The 23,855-nt window shown below is 50.4% G+C and carries 18 protein-coding genes and 1 tRNA gene; 6 read left to right on the top strand and 13 right to left on the bottom strand.

Going from position 1 to position 23,855, the window contains the following annotated elements:
* Nucleotides 1-69: 69 nt before the first annotated feature.
* Complete coding sequence (locus BN4314_RS04640; RefSeq protein WP_068540081.1) at nt 70-2,523, bottom strand: glycogen/starch/alpha-glucan phosphorylase; 2,454 nt, start codon at nt 2,521-2,523, stop codon at nt 70-72.
* 67 nt (nt 2,524-2,590) lie between these two features.
* The gene (gene glgB / locus BN4314_RS04635) at nt 2,591-4,864 is read right to left on the bottom strand and encodes a 1,4-alpha-glucan branching protein GlgB (RefSeq protein WP_068540076.1); all 2,274 of its coding nucleotides are present in this window, start codon (nt 4,862-4,864) and stop codon (nt 2,591-2,593) included.
* A gap of 190 nt (nt 4,865-5,054) precedes the next feature.
* Here glgB and nth point away from each other — a divergent pair, with 190 nt between their 5' ends.
* Entirely contained in the window at nt 5,055-5,735 is a 681-nt protein-coding gene (gene nth / locus BN4314_RS04630) for an endonuclease III (protein WP_068540074.1), read from the top strand.
* 207 nt (nt 5,736-5,942) lie between these two features.
* Here nth and BN4314_RS04625 read toward each other — a convergent pair whose 3' ends face one another.
* From BN4314_RS04625 to BN4314_RS04605, 4 genes are all read right to left on the bottom strand, one after another.
* Nucleotides 5,943-8,591: a C1 family peptidase gene (locus BN4314_RS04625; RefSeq protein ID WP_068540071.1), complete on the bottom strand. Its 2,649-nt coding sequence runs from the start codon at nt 8,589-8,591 to the stop codon at nt 5,943-5,945.
* Between the two features lie 377 nt (nt 8,592-8,968).
* Nucleotides 8,969-9,514 carry a rubrerythrin gene (rbr, locus tag BN4314_RS04615; protein WP_068540067.1) on the bottom strand — a complete coding sequence of 182 codons (546 nt, stop codon included), beginning with the start codon at nt 9,512-9,514 and terminating at the stop codon, nt 8,969-8,971.
* Between the two features lie 33 nt (nt 9,515-9,547).
* Nucleotides 9,548-10,561, bottom strand: coding sequence for an HhH-GPD family protein (locus tag BN4314_RS04610; RefSeq protein WP_021734413.1), 1,014 nt, complete (start codon nt 10,559-10,561; stop codon nt 9,548-9,550).
* 257 nt (nt 10,562-10,818) lie between these two features.
* Nucleotides 10,819-10,895: transfer RNA gene (locus BN4314_RS04605), tRNA-Asp, on the bottom strand.
* 171 nt (nt 10,896-11,066) lie between these two features.
* Here BN4314_RS04605 and BN4314_RS04600 point away from each other — a divergent pair.
* From BN4314_RS04600 to BN4314_RS04590, 3 genes are all read left to right on the top strand, one after another.
* A complete protein-coding gene (locus BN4314_RS04600; RefSeq protein ID WP_222859683.1) occupies nt 11,067-11,375 on the top strand; it encodes a YbaB/EbfC family nucleoid-associated protein in 309 nt (102 codons plus the stop codon).
* A gap of 3 nt (nt 11,376-11,378) precedes the next feature.
* Entirely contained in the window at nt 11,379-11,984 is a 606-nt protein-coding gene (recR, locus tag BN4314_RS04595; RefSeq protein WP_068540063.1) for a recombination mediator RecR, read from the top strand.
* A 66-nt stretch (nt 11,985-12,050) separates the two neighbouring features.
* Entirely contained in the window at nt 12,051-12,890 is an 840-nt protein-coding gene (locus BN4314_RS04590; protein ID WP_068540061.1) for a hypothetical protein, read from the top strand.
* A gap of 105 nt (nt 12,891-12,995) precedes the next feature.
* Here BN4314_RS04590 and dnaX read toward each other — a convergent pair whose 3' ends face one another.
* From dnaX to BN4314_RS08325, 5 genes are all read right to left on the bottom strand, one after another.
* Nucleotides 12,996-15,128 (bottom strand): DNA polymerase III subunit gamma/tau, encoded by a 2,133-nt coding sequence (gene dnaX, locus BN4314_RS04585; RefSeq protein ID WP_068540050.1) that lies wholly within the window; start codon nt 15,126-15,128, stop codon nt 12,996-12,998.
* Nucleotides 15,129-15,250: 122 nt separating this feature from the next.
* Nucleotides 15,251-16,045: an amino acid ABC transporter ATP-binding protein gene (locus BN4314_RS04580; RefSeq protein ID WP_021734451.1), complete on the bottom strand. Its 795-nt coding sequence runs from the start codon at nt 16,043-16,045 to the stop codon at nt 15,251-15,253.
* 10 nt (nt 16,046-16,055) lie between these two features.
* Nucleotides 16,056-16,919 (bottom strand): amino acid ABC transporter permease, encoded by an 864-nt coding sequence (locus tag BN4314_RS04575; RefSeq protein WP_021734418.1) that lies wholly within the window; start codon nt 16,917-16,919, stop codon nt 16,056-16,058.
* A gap of 145 nt (nt 16,920-17,064) precedes the next feature.
* Entirely contained in the window at nt 17,065-18,036 is a 972-nt protein-coding gene (locus tag BN4314_RS04570; RefSeq protein ID WP_021734367.1) for a transporter substrate-binding domain-containing protein, read from the bottom strand.
* Between the two features lie 119 nt (nt 18,037-18,155).
* Nucleotides 18,156-18,287, bottom strand: a complete 132-nt coding sequence (locus BN4314_RS08325; protein ID WP_021734397.1) for a hypothetical protein — start codon at nt 18,285-18,287, stop codon at nt 18,156-18,158.
* 48 nt (nt 18,288-18,335) lie between these two features.
* Here BN4314_RS08325 and BN4314_RS04565 point away from each other — a divergent pair, with 48 nt between their 5' ends.
* Nucleotides 18,336-19,619 (top strand): amidohydrolase, encoded by a 1,284-nt coding sequence (locus BN4314_RS04565; protein WP_187369547.1) that lies wholly within the window; start codon nt 18,336-18,338, stop codon nt 19,617-19,619.
* A gap of 57 nt (nt 19,620-19,676) precedes the next feature.
* The gene (locus BN4314_RS04560; RefSeq protein WP_068540045.1) at nt 19,677-20,939 is read left to right on the top strand and encodes an adenosylhomocysteinase; all 1,263 of its coding nucleotides are present in this window, start codon (nt 19,677-19,679) and stop codon (nt 20,937-20,939) included.
* Between the two features lie 80 nt (nt 20,940-21,019).
* Here BN4314_RS04560 and BN4314_RS04555 read toward each other — a convergent pair whose 3' ends face one another.
* Complete coding sequence (locus tag BN4314_RS04555; protein ID WP_068540043.1) at nt 21,020-22,363, bottom strand: amidohydrolase family protein; 1,344 nt, start codon at nt 22,361-22,363, stop codon at nt 21,020-21,022.
* Nucleotides 22,364-22,430: 67 nt separating this feature from the next.
* A complete protein-coding gene (locus BN4314_RS04550; RefSeq protein WP_068540818.1) occupies nt 22,431-23,852 on the bottom strand; it encodes an adenosylhomocysteinase in 1,422 nt (473 codons plus the stop codon).
* Nucleotides 23,853-23,855 lie beyond the last annotated feature (3 nt).

The raw sequence follows: 23,855 nt of genomic DNA, 5'->3' as shown, positions 1-23,855 counted from the left end.
GCGCCGCCCCCAATGGGCAGCGAAATCCCCACCAAAGCCAGGCGACGGTACCGCCGCCCAGCGACCGTGCTAGACGTGCCAAATATCGCGCGCATACTCTCTAATCGTACGATCAGAGGAGAAAAATCCAGACTCAGCAGTGTTGTGAACCGAAATGCGATCCCAACGTTGCTGATTGGGATAAAGCGCGGTTAGCTCCTCCCATGCCTGAACATAGGAGTAGAAATCCTTCAAAACAAGATCTTGATCGTTGTTGACCATCAAGGCATCTCGAACACTCTCAAAGTTGCCTGAAAGACGTGCGAAAGTACCATCCGTCAGCTGGTCAATAATGCGACCCAAACGAGCGCGGTCGGCATTGTACATATCCCACGCATAGTAGCTACCACTAGCGCGCAAAGCATCTACCTCGTGTGCACGCAGACCAAAAATCTTGATATTTTCTTCGCCGACAAGCTCAGTAATCTCGATATTAGAACCGTCATAGGTGCCCAAGGTAATAGCACCATTCATCATCAGCTTCATGTTAGAAGTACCAGAAGCCTCGGCGCCCGCAACAGAAATCTGCTCGGAGATGTCTGCTGCAGAGTAAATATACTGAGCATTGGAAACAGCAAAATTAGGCACAAAGGCCACGGTCATCTTTTTGTTAACACGCTCGTCAGAGTTGATAACATCGGCAACAGAGTTGATAAGACGAATAACTTCCTTGGCAAAGTCGTAGCTCTGGGCAGCCTTACCCGCAAAAATAAAGGTAGTTGGCTGGATATCAAAACTGGGATCAGCCAGCAGGCGATTGTAGAGGTCAACTACTTTAAAGACATTGAGCAGCTGGCGCTTGTAGGCATGAAAACGCTTAACCTGCACATCAAAAATCGTGGAGGTATCCAGAATTACACCCGTAGTCTTTTTGACATAAGCGGCCAAGCGCTCTTTGTTGGTCTTTTTGGAGGCGCGGAAGCCCTCAAGGAAGTTGGAGTCATTCTCAAACGCCTCAAGCTTTTTAAGCTCGTCGGCATCCTTAAGCCAGCCAGTACCAATTGCATCACTAATCAGCTTTGCATAACTAGGATTGGCATTTGCAAGAAAGCGACGAGGACTTACTCCATTGGTTTTGTTGTTGAACTTCTGAGGTGTCAAAGCATAGAAGTCCTTAAGCACCGACTCTTCCAAAATAGAAGTGTGAAGTGCTGAAACGCCATTGACCGAGTGGGAGAAAATCACAGAAAGATTGGCCATGCGCACTTGACCATCCCACAGGATTGCTGTTGCCTGGAGCTGATCACGCCAGTTAGGAGCATCTTGAGGGAAGCTCTCACGATAACGACGATCAATCTCTTCGATAAACATATACACGCGGGGAAGCAGAGCCCTAAAGGTATTGATGGGCCACTTCTCCAGCGCCTCAGGCATAACCGTATGATTGGTATAGCTAATGGTCTGAGTGCAAATCTTATATGCCAAATCAAAGTCTACATGGTGGATATCGACAAGCTGACGCATAAGCTCAGAACCACACATGGCAGGGTGAGTATCGTTAGTATGGATGCTCACGTAGTCACCCAAATGCTCCCAATCCTCACCATGCTCCTTCTTGTATGTGCGAAGAATAGCCTGTAGACCAGCACAAACAAAGAGGTACTCCTGTTTAAGGCGTAACAGGCGGCCATGCTCACCCGCATCGTTGGGATACAAAATCATCGAAATAGCTTCGACATCCGAACGGAACTTGTTTGCACGCGCATAATCACCAGCATTAAACGCATCAAGGTCAAAGTCTTCAGAGCTGGGCTCTGCCTTCCAAATGCGCAGATGGTTAACGGTGTTGCCACCATAACCAATAATGGGCAGATCATAAGGTACGGCACGAACAATCTCGCCGCCTTCTTGGGTAAACCAGTACTCGCCATCGCTCTCGTGGCGAACTACCTGGCCACCAAACTGTACATCTACTGCACTACCAACCTTACGAGTCTCCCAAGGATAGCCACCTTCAAGCCAGTTGTCAGTCTTTTCAACCTGACGACCGCCCTCAATCTCCTGACGGAACAAACCGTAACGATATCGCATGCCATTGCCATAGCCGGCAATGCCTTCCGTTGCCATGGAATCCAAAAAACAAGCGGCAAGACGGCCCAAACCACCATTGCCCAAACCAGGATCAGGCTCCTGCTTTTCGAGTTCATCGAGAGAAGTCCCCAAATCAGCCAAGCCGTCTTCGACAACGTCACGAGCACCAATATTGAGCAGATAGTTATCCAGCAGAGGTCCCAACAAAAACTCTAGCGAGAAGTAGTAGACCTTCTTTTTGTTCTTGTCATAATTTTTGACCTCTACCTTGCGCGCAAGACCAGCAACGAGGGTTGCAAGGGCGTAATAACGCTCATACGGTGTACAATCCTCAAACTCACGACCAAAGGCACTCCTGATAGAATCTTTGTAGTATGCCTTGAAATTCTCCTTAGTATTGAAAGCCTCTAAGCTAAGGTTTTCAATGTCTACCTGCTTATTTGCGATTTGCATATATGCCTTCCTACGGTACTGCCAAACGAGGTACACACTCGCATCCCAAAAACTGCGAGTGTGTATTCTATTTTGCCTTACTCTGACGCGTTGTGCGTTTGGCAGTTGTTTTTGTTATCGAAGTTTTGCTTTCCACCGTCTTTTTTGCGATCGCCTTTGCTGCTGATGGACGCGTGGTCAGAGATGTTGTGGCAGCCTTGGGCTGCACCATCGCTTTATCGGCGGACTTTGTAGCGGGCTTTGCGGCCGGCTTACCTGCTGACTTTGTTGCAGGCTGGGCTGCAGACTTTGCGGCGGACTTTGCGGCGGGTTTTGTGGTTGCCTTTGCCGCAGCCCTCTTAGTTGTCTTGTTTGATGCCTTCTTCGTATGTGCCTTTGCGCGGGTCTTCTTTGAGGGAAGAGGCCCCTCATAAGCAAGAATCAAGCCGCCAATGGGAGGAACACGCAACGTCACACAATAATCGCGGCCATCACAGGGTTTTTCAACTGTCTCATACACAAAACCCGAATTAGTGACACCAGAGCCTCCAAATTCTTCGGCATCGGTGTTAAACACTTCTTTCCACTTGCCTGCATATGGCAGACCCACGCGATATTCCTCATACGTAGCGGGATCAAAATTGATGAGGATGAAGAGATCATCTTTGGGCTTATCACCATGACGGATGTAAGAGATGATGGACTGCTCGGCATTATCAGGGTTAATCCACTCAAAACCATCGTGGGTATACGCACGCTGCCAAAGCGCTGGGTAAGAATTATAAAAATCATTGAGTTTGGCCACAAAATGCTGCTGATGAGCATGTGCCTCGTACTGCTCTGTCAAGAAATACTGAATACCCTCGTAGTAGCGCCACTCAATGAACTGGGCAATCTCATTACCCATAAAGTTAAGCTTGGCACCAGGATGCGTCATCTGATAAAAAGCCAACGAGCGCATACCGGCAAATTGGCGCCAGTAATCACCGGGCATGCGTGTAATCAGTGAGCACTTACCGTGTACAACCTCGTCATGAGACAGTGGCAACACGAAGTTCTCGTTGAATGCATACATTATCGAGAAAGTCAAAAGGCCATGATTGGACGGGCGATACGGGAAGTCAGACTGCATATAATGCAGCGTATCGTTCATCCAGCCCATATCCCACTTAAGATGGAAGCCCAAGCCACCATCCTCGGGTGGATAGGTCACCAGTGGCCATGCGGTCGACTCTTCGGCAATCATCAGCACATCGGGACAGTATTTGCCAATGGTGGCATTGCAGCCCTTGATGAACTCAATCGAGACCAAGTCTTCCTCGGTACCCTTCTCATTGAACTTTTTGAGACGCGGATCATCAATGCCAAAGTTGAGGTAGAGCATGGAAGTAACGCCGTCCATGCGGATACCATCGGCATGATACTCATCAATCCAATACAGAAGATTGGAGATAAGGAAGGAGTGTACTTCACCTCGAGCAAAATCAAACTTAAAGGTACCCCAATTGGGATGCTCTTCTTTTTCATAAAGCTTGTGACCATTAAAGTGCACTAGACCATGTTCATCACGGCAAAAACCGCCGGGAACCCAGTCCAAAATGACACCAATGCCAGCTTTGTGACAGCTATCAACAAAATGCTTGAACTGCTTGGGTGTACCATAGCGCGAGGTTGGCGCATAGTAGCCCGTTATCTGATAACCCCAAGAGCCATCAAAGGGATGCTCCATCACGGGCAGAATTTCGATGTGGGAATACCCCATCTTTTTAACGTACTCAACGAGCTCAACCGAAAGATCTTCGTAGGTAAGGTAGGTACCTGCATGGTCATCAGAGTCGGGGTCACCATTGCCAGCCAAGCCGTCATCATGGCGCTTCCAACTGCCAAGATGTGCCTCAAAAATGTTGAGAGGAGCCTTCATCTGATTGGTCTTTTTGCGTTTGTCCATCCAGCTTTTGTCGCCCCAGACATAACCCTCGATATCGGCAGTCTTTGAGGCAGTACCAGGGATCATTTCAGCTGAGAAGGCATAGGGATCTGCTTTATAAAGCAGATCTCCCGACTGAGTTTCAATGAGATACTTATAAAGTTGGCCTTCTTGCACACCAGGAACAAAAGCTTCCCAAACGCCACCGTAGGGCGTAACTTCCAGCGGATTGGCTGTGGGGTCCCAGCCATTAAACTCACCAATAACATGCACAGAGTGCACGTCAGGCACCCACACAGCAAAGAAGTACCCAGCGACACCATCAACTGTTGCGGGATGCGCGCCTAACTTTTGATAACTGCGATACCAAGCGCCTTCGGCCAGCAGATAAATGTCATCATTGCTCAGTCTATATATTGTGTCTGTGGTGCCCATTCCTTACCTCCAACAGTCGCCGCTTTTCATTGGCTAGCGTCTGATCCCCTCTGGTGAGGGAACGGTTCCATACCCCTTCCATAGTAGTCTTGGATAGAACAAAATGGGGCATGCTATCGGATGTGCGGTAGGTGGATACAATCTATAAGCGGCAAGCGGTTATTTTGGCTACGTATTACAAGGGGAAGAAATGCCACGCGAATCAAAGCAATCAAAGCAGGCACGCGCTGAGGAGACTTGCGTTCGCATGGAGGAACGCTATGGCCATATGGAAAGCGCGCTGGACTATACGTCACCGTTTACCCTGTTGGTGGCCGTCATGCTGTCTGCGCAGACCACTGATGTTGCCGTCAATAAGGTAACCCCTGAGCTCTTTGCGCGTTGGCCAGGACCTGCCGAACTTGCCCAAGCAGAGCTTTACCAGGTGGAAGATGTAATCCACTCTCTAGGTTTTTATCGTACTAAGGCACAACATGCGATTGAATTGTCACAAGTACTCATCTCTGAATACGGTGGAGAAGTTCCAAAAAGCATGGAGGAACTCACACGTCTACCAGGTGTAGGGCGAAAGACAGCAAATATCGTGCTTAACAAGGCTTTTGGCATTGTCGAAGGCATTGCAGTGGATACGCATGTATATCGTATTGCAACAAGGCTCGGTTTTACCAAGGCGCCAACGCCTGCTGCCGCTGAGAAAGATCTACTTGAACTTATTCAAAAAAGCCTCTGGCATGGGGTAAATGAAACTTGGATACGCCTAGGCCGCGAAATCTGCAGTGCCCGCGGAGCGCGCTGCGATGCGTGTCCTCTCGCCGATCTTTGCCCCAGCGCAGGCCAGCCCGATCGCTATCTTAAACACAAGAGGCGCTAACACTCTACCCAAACTGCACCATTACCATCTCACATCCCGGGCTGCTGCACCCGATACCAAGACAGTACCACCACCTAACAGCCTAAAGACTGTTAGGTGGTGGCAAACGCCTCCTCAACTCCTACAAGCAGCGCAAAAGCATTTCTCGCACTTCTACATACGGTTCAACGCCGCCGCTCTGCTTCAGCAAAAAGTGCTACTTAATTTTTATGCTTCGGAGTCCTTCTTCACCAGAACGCCTGCAGCAGCAAGAGCGCTACCGAGAGCGAGCAATGCAAAAGGTACGCCATTTGCAGCATCACCAGTTTGCGGCAATGCGGAGGTACGCGAAGCTAAGGCATGACGAATATGCTTGCCATTGGCATCTTCCGTATGAGCCACAATCGGCTTGACTTTTTCGGGCTGAGCAGGAACAGGCAGCGTGCCATCAGAGGTCAACGCTTTGATGAGGGCGTTGCCAAACTCAAAGACATTGCCGCCCATGTAGCACTCAGAAAGCTCCTGAGGGGTCATCCAAAGATAGCCCTGTTTGGTCGCCATCTTGATGAATGTCTCGCCTGGATTGGCAACAATATGAGTCCAGATGTAACCCATCGCGCGACCCTTGGACTCTTCACCTGTAGCTTTTGCTCCCGCAGGATAAGGATACTGTGCCGCTGGCGCCATACCAGTCTCAAGGTTAATCAAAGATGAATTGTCCTCAGGGCTGACAATATTCTCAACAATTGCAAAAAGTTGACCAGGCTTCAGCTGAATGTACTTATTCAATTCAACAGTGTGAGTACCTGCAAGAATTGCCTTGTAATCCATCTCAAGTACCGGCTTGCGATCATTGGTGGGGTTGTTGTCCTTCAGGTCATTGGCATTCACGAGGTAAATACGAATCTTGACCTTTGAGTTGGCAGTCGACGTATGAACTGTAACCGCCTTGAGGATTTCTTTGCCCTTTGCCTTAAAGACGTTGGAGACCCAGGTACCAGAGTCCTTAGTGCGGAACACAAAAGGTGCCTGCGACTGGTTGATAGCGGTATCGTAGTGATAGTTATGGTCATGCTGGAACTTGCCATTCTTATCAGCAAGCTCAACCTCATAAACCGATGGCGTGTTGATAGAGTGGTCGTAGTAGGAAAGCCAGAAGTAGCCTGTGTGCAGACCGGTCTCAGGATCGATAATGCCCCACTTACGCACGCGGCGATTGTTGTAGAGGGAGTTAGGATCAAGTCCAAAATTCTTGGTATACCAATCTCCAGAACCCCAACTGTTCTTTACGAGCCAAGCGCCTTTCTTAAGACCTTTGATGTTGTTGCTATCTGCCTGGAAGTTAGCAGGATCAAAGTCATCATCCCAACCAACAATAGTCACTGCATGAGTAATCTCAATGTTGGTTGCGTCGCAATACTGCGCCCACGTATTAGCATTGAAGTAGTTGCTCGTGGGATGCGCACCTGGCTGTGCCGTGTCGGCACCATAGCCAATCTGAACAGCGCCATATTTAATAAGAGCTTCTTTGATAATCTTATTGGCATTCTTGTTGTAACCCTTCCAAACAAGATGGTCTTTCTTGTCCATCTCAAGAATGTTGGGGTCGGGCAAGTAGTAGACGCCCTTGACACGAACCGTATTGTTAATGGACTTGGGGTTGGGCTTCCACTTTGGTCCCATGCGCGCAATCTTTAAGAAGTTTTCAAAGGTAACAGGAACACCCTTAGGCCAGTAGGGCACTTCTTTTTCAGTTGCAATGGCCTGCCAAGCAGTAAAGAGGGTCTCGGCCATGGTTGCCCAGCCACCAGCCTGCAAGCGGTCCCACTCTTCATCAATGGGAAGGATATCGGTCTCGCCCTCACCCTTCTGTGAGCCTGCCTCCTGCAGCGAAAATGCCATCCAAGCAAGGTAAAGCTCGGAGTAGTCAACGCCCTTGTCGTCAATCTTGGAAAGAATAGGCTTCAGGTGGTCATGGGGATTGACTACAGTTGCCTTGTCACCTGCCTGCGCCTTCAAAATAGCACTCTCAAGAGCCGAGATAGAGGCAAAAGACCAGCAGGTGCCAAAGGGGCTCTGATTTTTGATTGACGTAGCCTGTTTAACGTTGTTGAGGTAGTAGCGAGTAATCTTGGTAACGTCTAGGTTGGTATTGATAGAGCTCAGCGTACGAGACTTATTGGAGCCATTTGCAATAATCTGAGTAGCACCGGTAATCTGAATGCCACCGTTATGAGAATCGCCCAAATCGCCTGTATTAAGGTCAAAGTCAAAAGGCTTGAATTCGCTCATCCACTTGAGATAGGCTTTCCAGTCTTCGGCATCCGTCTTGCCATCACCATTAAAATCAAAGATGATCTTGGTACCAAGCTTGTCGGCGGCATGCTTGGAAGCCTTGTCGATTACAGATTCAGGCTTTGCGGGTTCAGTGGGAGCCTGGGGCTGCTTTTTAAGAGTCGCGGGCTGCTCAGCTTTATCATCAACCTTGGAATCTGCCGTAGCGGCATTGCTCACCTCAGCCTCTGGTGACTTTTCGGTTTCACTAGCCTGCTCTTCAACTTTGGGGGCTTCTGCGGCAGGGAGCTCAGAAGCTTCGCTCGGCGCCACAGTGGTATCGTTGGCTACGACAGGTGTCTCCGCAAGCGCGGTGGCTTGTTCGGCTTCCTTGGCACTCGTCTCGTGAGCGTCGGTGGCAACCGTAGCAACAATGGCTTCGGGCTCCTTGAGAGTCTGCAGCTCAGTGGCATGTGCTGCAACAGGATGGGCCAACATAGCGGTAACAAGAGCTGCAACGATGCCAAAGAGCATCTTGTGCTTTGACCACGCGCTATGTGCAGCGCGTGCATCAAGAATGGCGAGCGTTCTTCTCTGATTCATTTCTCCTCCTAGAGACAATAGCTAAAACTCAAACGAGTTTAATAATGAGAAATGAACTTAAGAATGAGTAAGCAGAGTCGGCTAATGGTATATCGCTATTTGTATAAATACTAAATTCTGCTCATCGTTATGAACTATTTTTAAGATCGCTATGGATGTTTTTGGTGACCTATTTATAAACGCCCAATACTTATAAATTTTATGAGCGGCATTAGCAAGTACTTTCACTAACACTTGCTCAGTCACTTGCCAAAAATGCATTGCATTCCCGTGTAATAAATGCTCTTCTCATGCAAAAGCCCACTTCAAAATGAAGTGGGCTTATCAGTTCGAGTGCTATGGTGTCAAGCAGAGCACAGTCTACTGCTTTCTACTGCTTAGTAGTTGACAACCTGCTCCTCGAAGTATGCCTGTGGGTGATTGCAGACGGGGCAGACCGCGGGGGCCTCAGCACCGACATGCAGGTGGCCACAGTTGAGACACTTCCAAACCTTGACACCAGGACGAGTGAAGACATCACCCTTCTCAATGTGCTCGGCGAGTTTGCGATAGCGCTCCTCATGAGCCTTCTCCACCGCACCAACCAAAGCAAACTTTGCTGCGATTTCAGCAAAGCCCTCTTCCTTGGCAGTAGCAGCAAAACCGACATACATATCGGTCCACTCATAGTTCTCGCCATTAGCTGCATCATTCAGGTTGGTCAGAGTATCAGGCACATCACCATCATGAAGATACTTAAACCAGAGCTTTGCATGCTCCTTCTCGTTACCAGAAGTCTCAGCAAAGATATTGGAGATCTGAACGTAACCTTCCTTCTTTGCCTTGCTGGCATAGTACTCATACTTGGTGTGTGCCTGAGACTCACCTGCAAAAGCAGCCTCAAGGTTCTTCTTGGTCTGGGAGTTCTCAAAATCGATTGCCATATGGGCCTCTCCTCTCATTAGACAACTCAACTGCTAGACATGCCAGCGCCCCTCGTCTAGATAACAAAAGCCCTCCCCTTCAAGCTCTTGCAACAGACTCGTGACTTCGGCCACATCTAAAGAGAGTCTACCCGCTTTCTCCTCAAGTTTCGAGAGCTCTTTTGTAAGTAACGTAACATCCGCATCATTTCCGCCACGTGCCTTCAAAAGTAGCCTTATGAGAGTCGCTCTTTTCTGACGATGCGAGCCTTCAAAACGAGATTGCTTGACATGCGAACGTGACCTACGGGAAGGATTGGGAAGATTTGCTTTAAGAAATGCACCGTAATCAAGCAAGGCATAATACCAGCTACGAGGGTTATCAAACTCATCAGTACTTTCAGGAGGACAGGTCTGCTCAACAAGAGGGGTGATTTTCTTGTCGGGCACATCAAGCTCATGAGGAAAGAGTTCGTGAAGAAATACTGTCCGCACGTTTGTTTCAAGATATATGCCAGGAAGCCCCCATGCAAAAGCTCGAATGCCTGCCGCAGTGGCAGGTCCCACCCCTGGCAAGGCAAGCAGGTCTTTTAGTTCACAAGGAAATTCTCCACCTTGATGCACAATCATCTGAGCGGCTTTTTGTAACGAAAGTGCCCGACGGTTGTAGCCCATCCCTTGCCATTCTTCAAGCACGTCGGCAACGGACGCTGCAGCAAGAGCCGTTACGTTAGGAAAGCGATTAAGCCACTTTTGCCAGCGACCATCTACGCGCGCTACCTGTGTCTGCTGCAGCATTACCTCACTGAGCCAGATTGCATAGGGGTCATGTGTGCGCCGCCAGGGCAGGTCACGATAAAGCTCATGCCCTTTAGCGAGTACCTTTACGCGAAATTCAGAAAGATTCGCTACGTCAAACTGTGGCACGTCTGTCAGAGAGATAGCGTCTCTCGCCAAAGCCCAACGTACACCGCACTTATCAGCACCATCTAACGCGCGACACATATGAGAGGCTTCTTGCAAGGTATTTAAAGATAAAGAAGGTCCATCGGTGGGTGATTTGGGCATTTTTATCTGCTCCTGTCTTAAGGCTTAAAGAATTTAGCGCGTTTAGGGAACATCGGGCACAGACTGGCCTTTAAGCCTCCTTTGTTATCTTATAAGCATATAAGAAAAGATATTTTTTCTGAAATGATGTGTGGCGCTTGGCAGACAGGGGACGACACAATAGGGAGATGGCTCATCTTAGATGTATATGCCAGAAAGCAAGGCACATCAGCTCGCTACAAAAAAAGACCCCACCAAAGTAGGGTCTGGAAATTTCCTGGCGGGATATGCGGGGCTCGAACCCGCGACCTCCGACGTGACAGGCCGGCGCTCTAACCAGCTGAGCTAATACCCCAGGAATCACGTGCGGAAGCATTGTACACAGAAGCAATGGCATTTGTCTAGCGTTTTTTTAAAAATTTGTATCTAGGGACTTATTTGTGGTTACAGTAGTACTCTAAGCGTGCATTTTGATGGTACTTGTGCAAATTTGGTGACTAAACGAGAGGATTTTTTCATGCCCCAGATGAATATGCAGCAGATGATGAAGCAGGCCCGCAAGATGCAGGAGCAGCTCGAAGCAGCTCAGGCAAAGCTCGGCGACATCGAAGTCTCTTCTTCAACAGGTGGCGGTATGGTCAAAATGACTGCCACTGCTGATATGAAGGTTACTTCAGTCACTATCGAGCCACAGGCACTCGATCCCGAAGATGTTGATCTACTGCAGGACATGATTCTCACCGCAGTTAACGATGTGATTGAATCTGCTCAGGCAGCGGCGAGCCAGCAAGTCTCCGCTGCTACTGGTGGATTCAATATTCCAGGGCTGATGTAGACCTTGGAAAATACCAGCAACAGACATACTCTGCAGCGCCTCCTTGACGAGCTGGGGCGTCTGCCGGGCATTGGGCCAAAGTCGGCACAACGAATTGCATACTATTTGCTTGAGGCGGATACTGAGGAAGCATCCCGCTTGGCTCGTGCAATTTTGGATCTTAAGCGCCAAGTGCATTTTTGTCCGATTTGCTTCAACTATGCCACTGAAGATCGTTGTGAAATTTGTGCGGACACCAGTCGCGATTGCTCGGCAATTTGCGTTGTATCCGAGCCGCGCGATATTAGCGCTATCGAACGAACGGGGGCCTATCACGGTCTATATCATGTGCTCGGCGGCGTTATTTCACCGATGGATAAAATTGGTCCGGACCAACTTCATGTACGCGAGTTGCTCGCGCGTCTTGCTGACGGTACCGTGACCGAGGTTATCCTTGCTACCAATCCCAATGTTGAAGGCGAGACCACCGCTACTTACCTTGCTCGTATCATTTCCCAACTGGGCATCACAACTTCGCGCCTTGCGAGCGGATTGCCTGTTGGCGGCGATCTAGAATACGCCGATGAGGTGACGCTTGGCCGAGCCATTGAGGCGCGCCGTATTCTTTAGGTTCATTACATGAAATGAGCGGTAAAATCACAGAACAGTCTGTAGATGTGGCTGAGAGGACAGACGATGGCAGCAAACCATGCACAGCACGGGAATAACGCTCAGCGCTCTGGAGCGGCCGCAAACTCTTCTCGTAGAGGATTACGCCGCCACATGACTGGCGTTGCGCCCAGCACAAAACCCGCCAACACGCGGATTCCCTCACCGCTTGATGATGACTCTCCGCGTCCCATCGGCGTAGACCCCGCTCAGACTGGTTCATTTTCACTTTTGGAAAAAGGGCAAGGGGCGCGCATTACCAATCGCGACAATGCTGAGTTGGCTCGTCAAGCACAGACGCAAGCATCTCTTTCAAGCAAGCGTCGCTTATCACGTTCTGCTCGTCCCAAGGTAAAGTCTCATCAGACCAAAACTCATGGCGATCACAAACTCTATATCCTGCTAGGAGTCCTAGCGGCAATCGTAATTTTGTTAGCTGTCGTCTTGCTGCGTGCTGCTTTTGCACCAAACCCTGCCGCAAAGAAGAACGTCCAGCAGACGCAGGCAGCTGTTGGTGAGACCCTCAAGCATGACGGTGCTGCATATGCTCTGCGCGAGCAGACTGATGGCAGCTATGCCTTAACGTATCTTGCAAAAGGCGCGGATGCAGAACAAACCCTGTGTACGCTGAGTGGTCAACCAATAGGTCTTTATTTCTTTGATGGTTCGTTAATCATTCCTGAGAATACCAAAGCTGGCTGGGATGTCCTTGCATACATGCGTGGTGTCAATACAGAACCTGTGCCTGTTACTGCAGATAAAAAGCCAGTCGGCGGCAAGGGCTCACTGGTATCTGCTGAGCTAAATGACTCTACGCTAACCGTCTCTGCTAAGGATGGGACAACCACAAAAGTAGAGCTGTCGTAAGCCATTTCCGCACAGTCACATAAACCTCTGCCTCCGCATAAGCTTCTGCTTTCTCAATCGAGCAAACTGTCAAATAAACGTCAAGCAGATCTTGGACACATTGAGCTAATTTTGATCGCTGCGATCTTTGACTCCATCACCAAAGATACCAACCAGCATGTTCATGACACTTGCTGCATCAGAGGGGTCAAAGTCAGGCTGTGAGGTATCCAAAGGCTTCGCAGGGGATGGCTGTGGCGCAACTGTCGAGGCAGGATGTGTCACAGGCACAGCAGCTGATGTTGGCGTTGGGTTCGGGGTAGGAGGCGAAGCGATGGTTGATGCCGGTGCGGGCGCCTCAGCTTGCGCGGGCACCTTTTGCGATACGGGTACCTCGGCTTGCACAGGCTCTACTTGCGCTGTAGCGGCCGCAGGCTGTGCCGGGGCTGACTGCGGCAAGGGCGAAACTACTGCGGCGGGCGTGGGCATAGGAGCGGCCTGTGATTGAGGCTGAGGAGCAGAGGGAGAAGATACGGGGCGAGACGCTGGCGCATCCATTGCGGAAACAGCCGATGTGGCAGAGCTAACACTGGCAGCAGTTTCGTACACTACCTGTCTGCGACCAAACTGCACAGCCACAGCGTCGTTCACCGTTTTAGCAACTTCAGGTCGAGAGAGCATCTTAGCTGCAAAAGACGAAGCATCATGCAAAGCAACAACCAACGTACTGCCATCATCAGACTTAACACTAGAGTTGCGAAGCAAAGCAGCGCTTGAAGGCGCTGCCTGTTGAAGCTGAGCAATGACTTGATTCCAGTCTCCGCTGCTTGTCATGGCAGCAGCTGATGCCGCCGTATGAGCCGTGTAAGCGGAGGATGCGGACTGCTGCGACTGAACTGGTGCTGTCTGCGGCGTAAGAGGATGTAGTGCAGGCGCAGTAGGGTGTGAAACAGCTGCAGATGCTGGTTCTGGCTTGGGTGCAGCAACAGGATGCGGCGTAGGCGTAGGCTTGGGTGCAGCAACAGGGCGCGGATTAGGCTTCGGCACGGCAACAGGGCGCGACTTGGGCCTAGCTTCCGCTGCGGGCTTTGCTACAGGCAAGGCAGCCCCATCGCACGCTCGCGCCTCAAGCACAGCAATGCGCTCTGCCAAAGACTCAAGCGTCAAATCACTTCCGGGACGGGCACAACGCGTAAAAGCCAATTCAAGCGTCAAGCGCGGGTTGCGTGCGGTACGCATCTCCCCCATCGTTTCACTCAAAATTCCCAAAATTCGAGAGATGCGATCTGCAGACCCAAAAGCGGCTGCCTCTTCACTCAGCTCTCCAAGTTCTTCTTGGCTGGAATACACAATCTCTGCTCGGGGACCAACAGCTGCAATCACATACACATCACGTAAGTGCGCAGCCCACTCACGGGTAAACTGAAGCAAATCTTGGCCTTCATCAACCAAAGTGGCAACTTCAGAAAAAAGTTGAACAACATCACGTGCCGCAAGTGCCTTTGTTATGCCCGCAAGTGTTGCGGAACTAACTTCACCCAACAAACCCGATGCCAGCTCAACAGTCACTGAACCCGCACCAAAAACCGATAGCTGTTCCAGCGAGGAGAGCGCATCACGCATGCCACCGCGCGCATGACGGGCAACCAATTCCAGTGCAGCGGGCTCGTAGCTAAAACTCTCCTGCTCACAAACATACGCAAGCCGCTGCTGCAGCTCCGCATTGCTTATCGAACGAAAATCGAAGCGTTGCACACGCGATAAAATCGTTGCGGGCACCTTTTGCGGATCGGTAGTACAGAGCACAAAAGTCACATGTGCTGGAGGTTCTTCAAGAGTCTTGAGCAGCGCATTGAAGGCTGCTGTCGTCAGCATATGAACCTCGTCGATGATATAAACCTTGTGACGCCCACCCACAGGAGCAAAGCTGACGTTGTTGATAATCTCTTCGCGCACATTATCAACGCCTGTGCGTGAAGCCGCATCAAGCTCATAGACATCAGGATGCTCTCCCGCTGCAATAAGCTGGCATTGCTCACAAGTACCATCAGGCAACTGACCCGCCCCACGCTCACACAACAAAGCTTTTGCCAGCAAGCGTGCCATGGTCGTCTTGCCTGTGCCACGCGGCCCACAAAACAAATAAGCATGGCTGGCACGGCCTTCAACAATTGCATGTTCTAACGTAGCAACCACATGCTGTTGTCCAACAACATCTTCAAATGTCTGGGGACGATATTTGCGATAGAGCGACTCCATGCTTCCTCCGTACAGGTTGGGTGAATACTAAGTATACCCACCGACCTAGACTACAGAGTAGCCAGAGCCAAACGAAAAATTTATAAGCAGAATATCTTAGTGCCTAGAGCGGTCACAACCGTTTAATTCCAATCACGATACGAATGGAAAAATGCACGGGTTTCAGGGTCGCTTGGATTATCCATAACGTCGTGAGGTGTACCGTTTTCGGCCACCTTGCCACGGCGAAGCAACACGATACGATCAGCCGCGCGATGAGCAAAGCCCATCTCATGTGTTGCCATCAAAATCGTAGCACCTTGATTTTTGAGCTCCTCGACCATTTCGAGCACTTCGCCGACGAGCAACGGGTCAAGAGCAGAGGTGATCTCGTCTAGTAGCAGTAGTTCAGGCTCCATCATGAGCGCACGTGCAATGGCTACACGCTGTTGTTGACCACCAGAAAGACGATCAGGAAATTCGCGAGACTTGACATCCATGCCAATGCGCTTGAGCAGTTCCATCGCGCGGTCCTCGGCACGTGCACGATTCCAACCAAACACTTTACGGGCAGCCAGAGTGACATTGTCAATAACGCGCATGTGTGGGAAGAGATTGAATTGCTGGAAGACCACACCTATGCGTGCGCGGGTCTTATCTTGATCTATGCGCGGATTGGTAATGTCGGTATCTCCCAGCCAAATTTGCCCATCATTGACCTGCTCGAGAAGGTTGACACACTTCATCAAGGTTGACTTGCCTGAGCCCGAAGGCCCTAACACTGCCACTGTCTCGTGTTTGCGTACATCAAAAGAAATATGGTTGAGCACAACATTGTCACCAAAGCGTTTGACCACACCGTCAATGCGCAGGACTGGCTCACCAACTACGCGCTGTTCCTGCCTGCTATAGTCTTCACTAGCAATCAAATCTGCCACGAAAGCTCCCCTATACCATGCCAGACGTCTGCTCACGCTTGCGCAGGCGGGCGGTGTACCAGTCGTTAAGAATAATGAACGGTATGCTCATGAGGATAAAAAGCAAGCTTGCAACCACATAAGGCGTGTAGTTAAACGAACGTGATACCGCAATCTGTGCTGCACGAACTGCATCAACCGCACCCAAGGTCGAAATCAAGCCCACATCTTTTTGCATAGAGATAAAGTCATTCATCAGGGCGGGCGCAATCTTGCGTAATGCTTGCGGGATGATAACAAGACGTACCGTTTGACCCGAAGTCAACCCCAATGAGCGAGCAGAGGCACGCTGTGATGGGTGTACATCTTCAAAGCCTGCGCGTAATACCTCGGCGATATAGGCGGAGTAACTCAAAATAACTGCAACAGTACCCAGTATCGCTGAGTGCATGCGCCCAAAAAGTCCGAGGCCAGGAATACCAAAACCGATTAGATACAGCACCACCAGCATAGGAATGCCACGCATAATCGTTGTATAGGCACGCACAAGCACGCGCAAAGGGAACAGAACAGGCGATTTGGAAATGCGCACAACCGCCAACAAGGTACCAAGCACTGCTGTGCCGGCAAGAGCATAAACCAGCACACGCATATTGAGCCACAAGCCATCAAGCACCTTGGGGAACGAATCGGCAAAATATTCGGGTGAGAAAAACATCTCGCGCACACGCGGCCAACCGGGAGATGCGTTGAGAATCATACCCACAGCCACAACAAAAGCAACTGTGCTCAGCAAACTCACCACTACAGAACGCATACTCTGGTGACGTCGGAACGCCTCACGCTCCTGCTCGATGCTGCTTACTTCAGTATCGAGTGGTTTGTCGTCTGACATCCTGTCCACCTTTTCCATAAATCACAATCCCCCACAAGAGCGGGTGGTTTTCTTGTCCTGTGCAAAGAATGAGCGGCTGGGTTAATGAGCCGTAATAACAACGGCAGGACGGAAGAATAGTCCGCCTGCCGTCGAAATATGAGTATTACTCAGAAAGCGTAGGGATCTCAGTGGTGTACTCTGCCATCCACTGCTTGGTAAGTTCTTCAATCTTGCCGTCTTTGGTCAGGGCATCAACAGCGGCCGTAACAGGAGCGGTAAGCTTGGAACCCTTGGGCAGAATAAAGGCAAGAGGCTCTGCTTTCGAACCAGGAATCTGACCAATAAGCTTGGCATTATCAAGCTCGCCGTTATCAGGATTTGCCATGTAAACAGCTGTGGGGGTATCCGTCACAACGCCGTCAATCTGGTGTAAGTTGAGCTGAGAAGCAGAGTCGACAGTATCGCCCAAAGGTTGGACATTATTACCAATCTTCTCCTGTGTCCAAGCTAGAGCTGTAGAAGAAGCATCCATACCAATGGAAGCATCCTTAAGCTCAGACAACGAAGTTGCTTTTGCAAATTTGTCGTGATCCTTAGCAGCATCCACAACCACCGATTGGGTCGGGGTGAAATAAGGGCTAGAGAAGTCTACGGCAGCCTTACGCTCTTCAGTAATGCCAAATTGCTGGATGTTGACATCCCAGTCTTTATCGCCAGGAGTAATTGCATTATCAAAGCTCGTGCGCACCCAAACGACATCGTCATAAGCAAAGCCAAGCTGAGCTGCAACGGCATAGGCAACAGCAGCCTCAAAACCCTCGCCCGTCTCGGGGGCATCATCCATGACATAGGGAGGCCAAGCAGGCTCACCCGTGGCAATAGTCAGCTTACCCGCCTCGTGAGTGGCAAGTGCCTTTGCCTCATCGGTAGTGGTAGCAACAGGATAAGAAGCCTTAAAAGCAGCAGCCTTCTCCGCCTTTGCAGCATCATTGCTCGCCGAACCCGCAGCACTACCCGCAGCGCTGCCACTATTCTGAGGTGTCTTATTTGAGCATGCGGCCAAAACCATAGCGCTTCCTGCACCAGCAGTAATAACTGATGCCTTCAAAAAGTTACGCCTATCAAGATTCGCCATTTGCGTAGTCCCTCCTCAACGCGCTCGCAACAACTACGAGTATGTTATGGCAGCAAAAGCTGCCATCCTACGAAAGCTCTAGCACTAATATCCTAGCAATCTGTCGCTTGGTATGCGAGCTAAGTCAAGAAATGAGTGGCAAAAAACGTAACATTCCTTTCTGTCACTGTAATGAGGTCATGCCTGCCAAGCAGCACCAAAGCTTCCCCATCACTACCTGTCCACTCCAGCCAAGCAACACCACCACCCATTCAGCACCTCGCTATACTAAAAACAGCTCAATTGCGAAAGGATTGCTTGTGGGATTTGAAATTCAAAATGGCCTAGTTTTGCTTGACAAGGGCAAAGAATCTGGCTTTTGCGTGGAGCAAAAATCGCTTTATATCAACGATGGGCTAATCGTAGGCATCGATGAGGCGCCCGCTGGATTTATAGCAGAGACTACCATCGACGCGCACGATCGTCTCATAATCCCCGGTCTCATCAATGCGCATACACATAGCTACATGTCGCCGATGCGCAACGTAGCTGATGACCTACCTTTTTTCGATTGGCTCTTTGGTGGTGTGCAGCCCATCGAAGACCGTATGGAACCCAACGATGCCTACTGGGCATCGCTTTTAAGTCAAGCAGAAATGATTCGTACGGGCACTACCTGCTTTAATGACATGCAGATGCATATTAATCAGACTGCGCGCGCTGTTAGCGAAACTGGTATGCGCGCCGTCATCTGCCGAGGTCTTGTAGGCAACGAATACAATCTTGATGATAGTCGCTTGGCAGAAGCCCTCCGCGAACGCAAGGATTGGCGTGATTGCGACAGACTTTCCTTTTTGTTGGGGCCCCACGCTCCTTATTCTTGTGGTCCTGATTACCTGCGTATGCTTGCCGAGGTGGCCCAAAAATCTCAAATGGGTATCCATATCCACGTTGCCGAATCCCAAACTGAGACTGAAAACATCCAAGAAAAATATGGCTGTTCGCCTGTTGAATATGTCGATGGCACGGGCATTTTTGATGTACCCTGCATCGCGGCACACTGCATTCGTGTCAGCCCCTCCGACCGCAGACTTCTTGCAAAAAAGCACGTCAGTGTTGTCAGCAATCCCGCTTCAAATATGAAACTTGGCAATGGCTTTGCACCAGTGCCCGAACTCATGGCAGCAGGGGTAAATGTATGCCTGGGCACCGATGGTCCTGCTTCCAACAATGCACAGAATATGTTTCGTGAAATGGGGCTATTTGCTTTGATACACAAGGGAACCCATAACAGTTCCACCTGCGTCACCGCAGCAGATACCTTGCGCGCAGCAACGAGCAATGGCGCCCGCGCACTCAGGCTGAACTGCGGCGAAATCACTGTCGGCCGTAAAGCAGACCTGGCATTGTTGCGGCTCGATCTGCCCTCTATGATTCCTGCCACTAACCTTCCTGCTGCACTCGCCTATTCGGCAAACGGTTCTGAGGTAGAAAGCGTCATGATTGATGGTAAATTTGTCATGGATCACGGAGAATTACTTACTATTGACGAAGAGCGAGTGCGTGCAGAAATCACGCGTATTTGTCATCGTCTCAACCTCTAGATAGATCAATTTTGTAAGAATGTGCAAAAGCAGCGCACTATGTAACGGAGGATAGGTATGCCAGCCAACAAAAGTGTTATCAGGGACATTAAGCTTGCTGATTCTGGATTGCTCAAGATTGATTGGGTAAGACGCAATTGCCCTCTGCTTACCATGCTGAAAGAAGAATTCGAGCAGACCAAGCCATTTGCAGGCAAAAAAATTGCCCTGTCCATTCATCTTGAAGCAAAGACAGCCTATCTCTGCCTTGTACTCGCGGCTGGCGGAGCAGAAATGTATGTTACGGGCTCCAATCCACTCTCTACCCAAGATGATGTCGCTGCCGCATTAGTACATGAGGGTCTTGAGGTTCATGCCATCCATGGCGCAACATCCGAAGAATATACTACTGGTACTCACGCCGTACTCGCCGCTGGTCCCGATCTCATCATCGATGATGGTGGCGATTTGGTTTATCTCATGCATACCGATCCAGAGCTGCAAAAACTTATTCCTCATGTCATTGGTGGCTGCGAGGAAACGACAACGGGAATCATCCGCCTAGAAGCTATGAATCGCGAGGGCAAGCTACGCTTCCCTATGGTGCGCGTTAATAATGCCATGATGAAGCACTTCTTTGACAATCGCTATGGCACAGGCCAGTCGGTGTGGGATGGCATTGACCGCACTACCAATCTTGTTGTTGCTGGCAAAACCGCTGTTGTTGCAGGCTATGGCTGGTGTGGCAAGGGTGTTGCCATGCGCGCCAAAGGTCTAGGAGCTCGTGTCATCGTTACCGAAATCGATCCTGTCAAGGCAATTGAAGCGGTGATGGACGGTTTTGATGTGATGCCTATGGCAGAGGCCGCACCTTTAGGTGACTTCTTTATCACGGTTACCGGCTGCAACAAGGTCATCGACGAAGAAGATTTCCTTCTGATGCATGAGGGTGCCATCCTGTGCAATGCTGGGCACTTTGATGTCGAGGTTGACATGGAGGGCCTGCACAAGCTTGCCGTAGAATCCAAGCGTATGCGTGAAAACATCATGGGTTACAAACTGCCTAATGGTGTCTGGATTTATGTTCTTGGTGAGGGTCGCTTGGTCAATCTTGCTTGCGGTGATGGACACCCCGCAGAAATTATGGATATGTCCTTTGCCATTCAAGCGCTTTCTGCAAAATATCTGGTTGAACATCAAGGTGAGTTTGATGAGCTGCTCATGGATGTTCCCACAGACGTTGACTTGGAGACTGCTCGTAAAAAACTCTCCTTTATGGGTAAGAACATCGATGTGCTTACACCCGAGCAAGAACACTACCTCAACGATTCCGACGTGTAAAAGCTTGAGGATAAGCCATACAAAAGCAGGTAAGCCCTTAGGCTTACCTGCTTTTCTTTTACAAAAAGCAATGCTTCCTACTACCAGACGCGATTGTGGACAAGCTTGCCAGACAATAGCGTTGCACGACAGCTACCCGCACCTTTGAGGACAAAATAATCAAGCGTTTCTTCAACGCCCATAGGCGTGCTGACATCAATGGGTATATCAAAGAACGCGAGGTCGGCAAGGGCGCCAGGATTAATCTGACCAACACGATCGGGACCACAATTAAGCCCCATCGACTCGGCCCCTCCCAAGGTCAGCGCACGAATAATGCGGTGTGACAAATCATCGCGATCGTAGCCCTGCTCAACTGCAAGCCTATAGACCTCAGCTGCATCATCCATAACATCTAAGGAAGGACAGCTCGACAAGGAGTCAGTGCCAATTGCAATAGGATTGCCTTCTTCAAGATAGCGAGCAACAGGCGCATCACGCATGGTGCAGGTCACACGATTAGAGCGTGGACACAAAGCAACACTGACACCACGTTGCCGCAAAATACGTCTATCCTCACGCGATGCATATACCCCATGCGCAATATGCACATCTGGTCCTAGCACCCCCAGCTGATCAACAAACTGGATTGCACTTGCCTCAAACCCAGCCGCATGGAGCGCGAGGTAACCGTCCCAGTTTTTATCACTCCATGCATGCGAGGTAAGATTTGAGAGCCTTGAGGGAAAAGCTCCACCCTCAACAGGAGTTTCTCCCAAATGAATATGTAAGCGCATGCCAAGGCCACGTGCGATATCAGGCAAGTCAAGCAGGGGTCCTGAACCTAAGGAATAGGGTGCATGAGGGCTGATGCCCAAACGAATATCTCGGTTACGTCCAGCTTCTGCCAGTTGACTAATGAGCGTGCGTGCACCCTCGCGCGACCAAGCCTCATTTTCCCAATCCATAACTTCCCAATACGCAATACCGTGCATGCCGTGACTACCAAGCGCACCAACTGCTTGGATATCAGACACCACATCGGCTGCCGACGTTGCACCCGATTCGAGGAGCTGACGCGCACCATCGTATGCCCAATGTTTCCAAGGCTTCTCTTCGGGCGCATCGTAAACCTCATCAAAAGCCAGCTCCCATGCGCGAAAACTGTCATAAATCTTTTGCCCCACCGAAGACATACCCGTGTACTGCAAATGCGTATGAGCATTTACAAGACCAGGCAATAACATGCCATCAAAATGCCGCTCAAGCATCCCTTGCTGAGCCTGTGCATCCAGTTCTTCGTGCAGCACCTCAAGCACCCAAGAGCGTGTGCCCACATGCAAAACTCGCTCCCCACGTACCGCTACAGCACCATCGACGATAACCGGCATCGATATAGGTACAACCAGGGGAGCTGAATACACAATAACTTGTTGGCTCTGCATGCTTGCCTCCTTGGCGGCAAATTTGGTCACACAATTTGCTTACACAATAGCGCTTCAGACATTTAGGCTAGGCATCCGAAAAGCGTGTAAGTTTCCAATCAGGCACGGTATCACTCTTTTGCCCCACTTGTCGTGCAGAAGCCCCTCGGACAGCAAGCGCAAGCTGAGCTATAAGGTTCTCATCATCCTTGCCAAGACGTAACAGCTTGGCAGGAAGCTCTCCCTTATGTTTTGCGAGATATGCTATCGCTGCCACTTGCACAGCCAAACTCAGGTCCATCACCTCAATCGGATTGCCTCCACCGGCGGTGTAATTTACCCCATCACCATGGGCAAGCAGGCGGAGTGTTGGGCCATCGGGAACTTGCAGCTCACAAATGGCATTTGTGTCTGCATCGCCTAGTGCATCGGCGGGCAGATCGTCTAGGGCAAGCTCATGAGCAATGCCGCCTATCACTGCGAGGATCGTTTTATCTCGTAGCAGCTTCATCTCCTCCATCGATACGGTATGGCGAACACCCGTTGCAGACACAACCATATCAGCACCTGCAAATGCTTCTGCAATATCGGCAACATTAAAGCCATCAAAACGTGCCCGCAAAGCAGCTGCGGGATCACCATCCACGATGCAGACGTCCGCCCCCAGCGTACAAATACGCCGTGCAAACCCTTCCCCCACAGGGCCATAGCCAATAACCACTACCTCGGCCCTGGAAAAACAGTTCCATCCAAGCAGAGCCTGCATGCTTGTCACACAGGTTTCACCTGTACCATGCCGATTATCAAAGCAGGTCTTAAGGCGCGAGTCGTTAACCGCAACCACAGGCCAGGACAGCTCCCGCGCTGCTTCCATGGCTGCAAATGCACGAACGCCCGAGGTTGTCTCCTCTGCCACACCTATGAGCTGCCTAGATAACGCTGGACGCTCTAGCTTGCATAGCCGCGCAAAACTACCCCCATCATCCACAATCAAATTAGGTCGCAGACGATCAAGCAAACGCAGCGCAGCTGCGTGATCTTGCTCGGGCGTCCAGGTAGCACATGCCTCAACTATCACATCACGTCTGGCGAGCTCATCAGCCACGCGTTGGTCAACTTCTGCGGCAGGCGCACACACCCCTACCTCAGCGCCCGCACGCTTAAGCTCTTGCAACAGCACACTTGTCTTGGGCTCGAGTACCAGACAAACTGCAATACGCAGCCCCTCTAAGCTTTGCTTGGCCACAAGACGATCTATAAGCGCACGGGTAACAGGCATGTATTTTGCAGCGCGTGCCATGGCTTCGGCACCAGTAAGCTCTTTCTTTTGGGGCAACTCATTCCAGATAAAATCAGCTTGCTCACGTTGAAAAATTGGCAACAATCCCCAACTCTGAAACGCTGCGCGCAGATCATCTGTCAGAGCGTCCCCAGTCACAAAAACGCGTGAGCCTGCAAGTGACCTATTTGTCCGCACGGACAACTCCGCAACCCATTGTGCAAATTCCATATC

The sequence above is a fragment of the Olegusella massiliensis genome, from assembly GCF_900078545.1.
GTDB classification, from domain to species: Bacteria; Actinomycetota; Coriobacteriia; order Coriobacteriales; family Atopobiaceae; genus Olegusella; species Olegusella massiliensis.
This window is presented reverse-complemented; position numbering and strand designations above follow the sequence as displayed.

Excerpts from the sequence above, each read along its gene's own strand:
- BN4314_RS04640 (WP_068540081.1), bottom strand. The coding sequence starts at position 2,523 with ATGCAAATCGCAAATAAGCAGGTAGACATTGAAAACCTTAGCTTAGAG.
- BN4314_RS04590 (WP_068540061.1), top strand. The coding sequence starts at position 12,051 with ATGGCAGCAAACCATGCACAGCACGGGAATAACGCTCAGCGCTCTGGA.
- BN4314_RS04600 (WP_222859683.1), top strand. The coding sequence starts at position 11,067 with ATGAATATGCAGCAGATGATGAAGCAGGCCCGCAAGATGCAGGAGCAG.
- glgB (WP_068540076.1), bottom strand. The coding sequence starts at position 4,864 with ATGGGCACCACAGACACAATATATAGACTGAGCAATGATGACATTTAT.
- BN4314_RS04575 (WP_021734418.1), bottom strand. The coding sequence starts at position 16,919 with ATGTCAGACGACAAACCACTCGATACTGAAGTAAGCAGCATCGAGCAG.
- BN4314_RS08325 (WP_021734397.1), bottom strand. The coding sequence starts at position 18,287 with ATGGGTGGTGGTGTTGCTTGGCTGGAGTGGACAGGTAGTGATGGGGAA.
- BN4314_RS04560 (WP_068540045.1), top strand. The coding sequence starts at position 19,677 with ATGCCAGCCAACAAAAGTGTTATCAGGGACATTAAGCTTGCTGATTCT.
- dnaX (WP_068540050.1), bottom strand. The coding sequence starts at position 15,128 with ATGGAGTCGCTCTATCGCAAATATCGTCCCCAGACATTTGAAGATGTT.
- BN4314_RS04555 (WP_068540043.1), bottom strand. The coding sequence starts at position 22,363 with ATGCAGAGCCAACAAGTTATTGTGTATTCAGCTCCCCTGGTTGTACCT.
- BN4314_RS04550 (WP_068540818.1), bottom strand. The coding sequence starts at position 23,852 with ATGGAATTTGCACAATGGGTTGCGGAGTTGTCCGTGCGGACAAATAGG.
- BN4314_RS04625 (WP_068540071.1), bottom strand. The coding sequence starts at position 8,591 with ATGAATCAGAGAAGAACGCTCGCCATTCTTGATGCACGCGCTGCACAT.
- nth (WP_068540074.1), top strand. The coding sequence starts at position 5,055 with ATGCCACGCGAATCAAAGCAATCAAAGCAGGCACGCGCTGAGGAGACT.
- BN4314_RS04610 (WP_021734413.1), bottom strand. The coding sequence starts at position 10,561 with ATGCCCAAATCACCCACCGATGGACCTTCTTTATCTTTAAATACCTTG.
- rbr (WP_068540067.1), bottom strand. The coding sequence starts at position 9,514 with ATGGCAATCGATTTTGAGAACTCCCAGACCAAGAAGAACCTTGAGGCT.
- BN4314_RS04570 (WP_021734367.1), bottom strand. The coding sequence starts at position 18,036 with ATGGCGAATCTTGATAGGCGTAACTTTTTGAAGGCATCAGTTATTACT.